At 43.4% G+C, this 4,820-nt stretch carries 3 protein-coding genes and 1 pseudogene; all 4 read left to right on the top strand.

The genetic code is table 11. The features are described 5' to 3' along the window. Window positions 1–19 precede the first annotated feature (19 nt). Window positions 20–202 (top strand): hypothetical protein, encoded by a 183-nt coding sequence (locus F6K20_RS24505; protein WP_158026642.1) that lies wholly within the window; start codon window positions 20–22, stop codon window positions 200–202. A gap of 234 nt (window positions 203–436) precedes the next feature. Further along, complete coding sequence (locus tag F6K20_RS24500) at window positions 437–1,597, top strand: SAM-dependent methyltransferase (protein WP_287296357.1); 1,161 nt, start codon at window positions 437–439, stop codon at window positions 1,595–1,597. A gap of 295 nt (window positions 1,598–1,892) precedes the next feature. After that, window positions 1,893–3,227: pseudogene (locus F6K20_RS40855) on the top strand (RNA-guided endonuclease InsQ/TnpB family protein). Between the two features lie 193 nt (window positions 3,228–3,420). After that, a partial coding sequence (locus F6K20_RS24490) for a magnesium chelatase ATPase subunit I (RefSeq protein WP_287296355.1) occupies window positions 3,421–4,820 on the top strand: 1,400 nt, incomplete at its 3' end.

The raw sequence follows: 4,820 nt of genomic DNA, 5'->3' as shown, positions 1-4,820 counted from the left end.
GAATATTCTAGATTGACAATTGATCCCGGTTAACCAACTATGGTTTCATAAGTCAGTTAATCCTAAGCATTCAGCTATCAGCCGTCAGCTATCAGCCAAAGGCCAAGGGCTTTTACCCAGACTTTCCATTCTCATTAATCTCGAACTATTAAATTCTCCCGTTTGCGTATTGCGCATTGCCCATAGGCGCACACTACGCTAACAAGATTTATTTTACGGCGGTTTGCATAACTATCAAGTACACAGGATTTTCTCTTTCTTCCCTCTTCCGAACGCGCCCCGCGTGGCCTACGGCCTCAGTCCCTGCTCCGAAGTCCCTGCTCCCTAAAACCCAAGAATTTGTACCTGACTGAATTGCAAACCGCTGTAAGCATGATAGCTGACAGCTAGTGGGGTAAGCTAATTGCATAAAAACCAATAACATCTTAAGTTACCCATGATTGAAAACCAATTTGTAACCAACTTCGTCTCCTCCTTATCCAAACGTGGCAAACTACCAATTAGCTTTGTACTTCATTGGGAAGATGGGTCAAGCACCACTATGGGAGAAGAGAAACCGATCTTGGATATATACATCAAAAATCCAGCTGGTCGAAAAGCTTTCATGTCTTTAGACGAATTACTGATAGTGGAAGCTTACATCAAGGGTGATATTGATCTCGAAGGGAACTTAATCAAGGCCATGTCGTTCCAGGAGCTGTTATCCGATCAGCATATTTTGCTAAAGATAGGTCGGCGACTTAAGCCCTTCTTACTTGGGCGGGAAAAATGCAATCCAGATTGGATATCAAAGCATTATGACTCCAATAATATCCAATTGTTCGCCATGGATACCGATTACAATACTTATACTCCTGGGATATATGATAAAGATGAGGATAGCCTAGAGGTTGGAGCTGAACGCAAGTTAGACTTTGCCTTTCAATCTCTTAATCTCAAACCGAATGATTCGGTACTCGATATTGGCTCTGGCTGGGGCGGTTTCCTGCGTTTTGCCGCACGCCGAAATATCCGTGTGACTGGAATTACCTTATCTAAGCACCAAAAACAGTATGTAGAAGATTTAATTGAAAAAAATAACTTTGATGCAGAGGTCAAGTATCAAGACTTTTTCTCTTTCCAACCCAGCCAGAAATATGATGGCATAGTCATGATGGGGGTAATGGAAGATTTGTCAGATTATCCTCCCGTGATGGAGCGTCTCTTGAACTATCTTAAACCTGGCGGACGAGTATATCTCGACTTTGCCTCAGACAAAGAGTCATTTGTCACACACAGTTTTATTACTAAGTATATCTGGCCGGGAACCTTTCGGATGGTTTATATGCCGGAATTTATCGATGCTGTTAGAGAATCACCATTTGAGATCCAAGCCATCTATAATGACCGTCGCAACTATTATCTTTGGGCTAAGGGTATGTATGAGCGCTGGATGGAAAAAAAAGCAGATATTATCGACAAGTCAAATCAACAAATCTGGCGCACGTTCCGGATACTTTTTGCGGCGACAGCGGGTACCATGATCCAATCATCATACTATGCGACGGCCTATCGGGTGGTTTTAGAATTACCCGAGGATCACAAGTCTTTACAATAACTGTGGTTAGACCTAGATTCCTAGAGCAATTTTGAATTGATGGTAATGGTGTAGCTTTTAGACTTATAGCGTTTCTCATAGTAATTAGCTACACAGGATTTTTTCCCTATTTCGTCACTAGGACAAAGGCTATCGAAAATGTTGCGATTCATCTCACCGCTAAATCAGAGATTATAGCGGTGAGATGAATCGCGACCAACAAATTAATAACGCGATAGCGTTACAATTGAAAGTTTTTTTATATCTTGTCTACCCAGGTAATCATATTTTGATAGATTCATGGTAAAATAGATTCATGTTGATACTTACTTACGAGTACAAGCTAGTCCCGACAAGAAAACAGACCGCAATCATTGAAGATATGTTGGCGGTCTGTAGAAAGGTATGGAATTATGCCTTAAGAGAGCGAAAAGACTGGCACGAAAGTAAGCGATGTGCGATTAATTACTGTTCATTACAAAAAGAATATATAATTCCAGCAAATGAACCATATCCTAGTTATAAATTACAAGCTGCTAATCTAACTAAAGCCAAGAAAATCAATCCCGAACTAAAAAGAACAAATGCTCAAGTTTTACAACAAGTATTGAAGACTTTAGAGCGAGCATTTAAAAATATGAAAGAACAGGGATATGGTTTTCCTAGATTTAAAAATAAATACCGAATGCGGTCGTTTTTGTTTCCTCAATTTAAAACAAATCCAATCACTAATGAGTGGATTAAGCTACCTCAGATTGGATTACTTAAGATGAGATTATCACGACCAATTCCAGATGGGTTTAAGATAAAGCAAGTTAGGATAGTCAAACGAGCTAGTGGTTATTTTGCAATGCTGTCTTTACAAAGTGAAGTCAGTATTCCTGATACACCAGCATGGGGTCATCCACTGGGAGTTGACGTTGGGTTAGATAAGTTTCTAGCAACTTCTGATAATGAATTAATAGAGCGCCCTAGATTTTTTAGTGAGCTGCACGGTAAGCTGAAATTGACGAGCGACCCCGCGCCGTCGCACGGCGCTAGGGAACGCGCGAGTTGCTACAACGCAGATTGAAGCTAAAGAAAAAAGGGTCGGCAAATAGACATAAACTTAATCAGAAAATTGCAAGACTTCATCAAAAAATATCAGATACTCGAAAAGATTTTCACTGTCTTGATGCAGTCGCTCATGGGGGAAACCCCCAAGACCGCGCTGCATCGCTTCAAGCTAGCACATCATCTATGTGACCAGGCTGGAATGATATTTGTGGAGGACTTAGACTTTAAAACTTGGGCAAAAGGAATGTTAAGTAAACATACCATTGATGCAGGTTTTGGTCAGTTCTTTAATATCCTAGCTTGGGTTTGTTGGAAACGAGGGGTATATTTTGGCAAAGTTGACTACAGATTTACCAGTCAAATTTGTCCAAATTGTGGTACACATACAGGCAAAAAGGATTTGTCTGAACGTATACACAAATGTCCCGAATGCCAATACGAAATTAACAGAGATATTGCAGCTGCAAAAGTGATTTGTCAACGTGGTATCACTGCGGTCGGGCAGATCGTGGGAAAAAATGACTGTGTAGGCGGGCTGTCGGGGGTTGACAACAATCTAGATAAGTGCTTAAGAAGCAGTAAACCCAAATTGTGAAGTTTGGGAATCCCCCGTTATAATCTTCGATTTAACGGGGGAGGATGTCAAATGTCTGCTTCCAAATCAGATTACTATTGGAAAGTCGCCCTCAAGAATTCCTGATGGGGTTAGATAAACCATAGGGAGTCGTTAAAGACTACTATTAGACTACTATAGATTTTACTCAGGGAAGTTTGACAATAGTTGCTCTATGCCCGCACTGACCACAAAACCTGCCAACCCTACCTTTCCCCTCACCGCCGTGGTGGGTCAAGAAGCTATTAAACTCGCCCTCCTCCTCGCCGCCATTGACCCTGGATTAGGAGGCGTTGCGATCGCAGGACGCCGTGGCACGGCTAAATCAGTGATGGCACGGGCAATCCACACCTTGCTCCCCCCGATTGAAGTGGTTAAGGGTTCCTTGAGTAACTGTACTCCAGAGGAAGCGTTACAGGAACAGTTACAGGAACAGTTACAGGAACAGTTACAGGTTGACCAGTTGAAGGTTGACGGTTCTCCAAACAACATTCAACCTGCTAACCTGGAACCTTCAACCCAAACAAACCTGGAACCTTCAACCCAAACAAACTTCGAACTTTCAACCGAAATTATCCCAGCTCCCTTCGTTCAAATTCCTCTAGGAGTTACGGAAGACCGACTCCTGGGTTCAGTGGATGTGGAACAATCTGTCAAACAAGGGGAACCTGTCTTTCAACCGGGATTACTTGCCCAAGCTCATCGGGGTGTGTTGTATGTGGATGACATTAACCTGCTTGATGACCAAATTGCTAACCAGCTACTGAGTGTTTTAACCGAAGGGCGCAACCTAATTGAGCGAGAAGGCATTAGTTTCCAACATCCCTGCAAACCAATTTTAATTGCCACTTACAATCCCGACGAGGGACCATTACGGGAACATTTATTGGACAGAATTGCCATTACCCTCTCTGCTGACGGTGTTTTGGCCTTAGAGCAACGGGTGGAGGCAGTAGAACAAGCGATCGCATACGCGAACTCTCCCCAGCAGTTTCTGGAGGAATACCAGGAGGATCTTGATACCCTCAAGACGGATATTATTCTAGCGCGAGAGTGGCTCAAGGATGTTGAGATTACCCATGACCAAATTACCTATCTCGTCAATGAAGCCATCCGAGGTGGTGTCCAAGGTCATCGGGCAGAACTGTTTGCCGTTCGAGTGGCGAAAGCTGCAGCAGCCTTAGATGGTCGTCAGACAGTTAATTCCGAGGATTTGCGTCGGGCGGTGGAATTGGTAATTGTCCCCCGTGCCACTATGGTAGAAACACCACCAGAAGAAGCACCACAACCTCCTCCTCCCCCACCCCCACAAGATCAATCTCAAGAAGAACAAGACCAAGAGGAAGACAAAGAGGACGACAATGACTCAGAGGAGCAAGAACAGGAAGCTCCGAATATCCCGGAAGAGTTTCTCTTTGACCCAGAAGGGGTTATCCTTGACCCTAGTGTGCTCTACTTTGCTCAGATGGCACAACGGCAAGGTAAGTCCGGAAACCGTAGCATTATCTTTTCAGAAGACCGGGGTCGGTATGTCAAACCGATTCTACCGAAGGGGAAAGTAAGGCGGATTGCTGA

Source organism: Moorena sp. SIO2C4, assembly GCF_010672485.1.
GTDB classification, from domain to species: Bacteria; Cyanobacteriota; Cyanobacteriia; order Cyanobacteriales; family Coleofasciculaceae; genus Moorena; species Moorena producens.
This window is presented reverse-complemented; position numbering and strand designations above follow the sequence as displayed.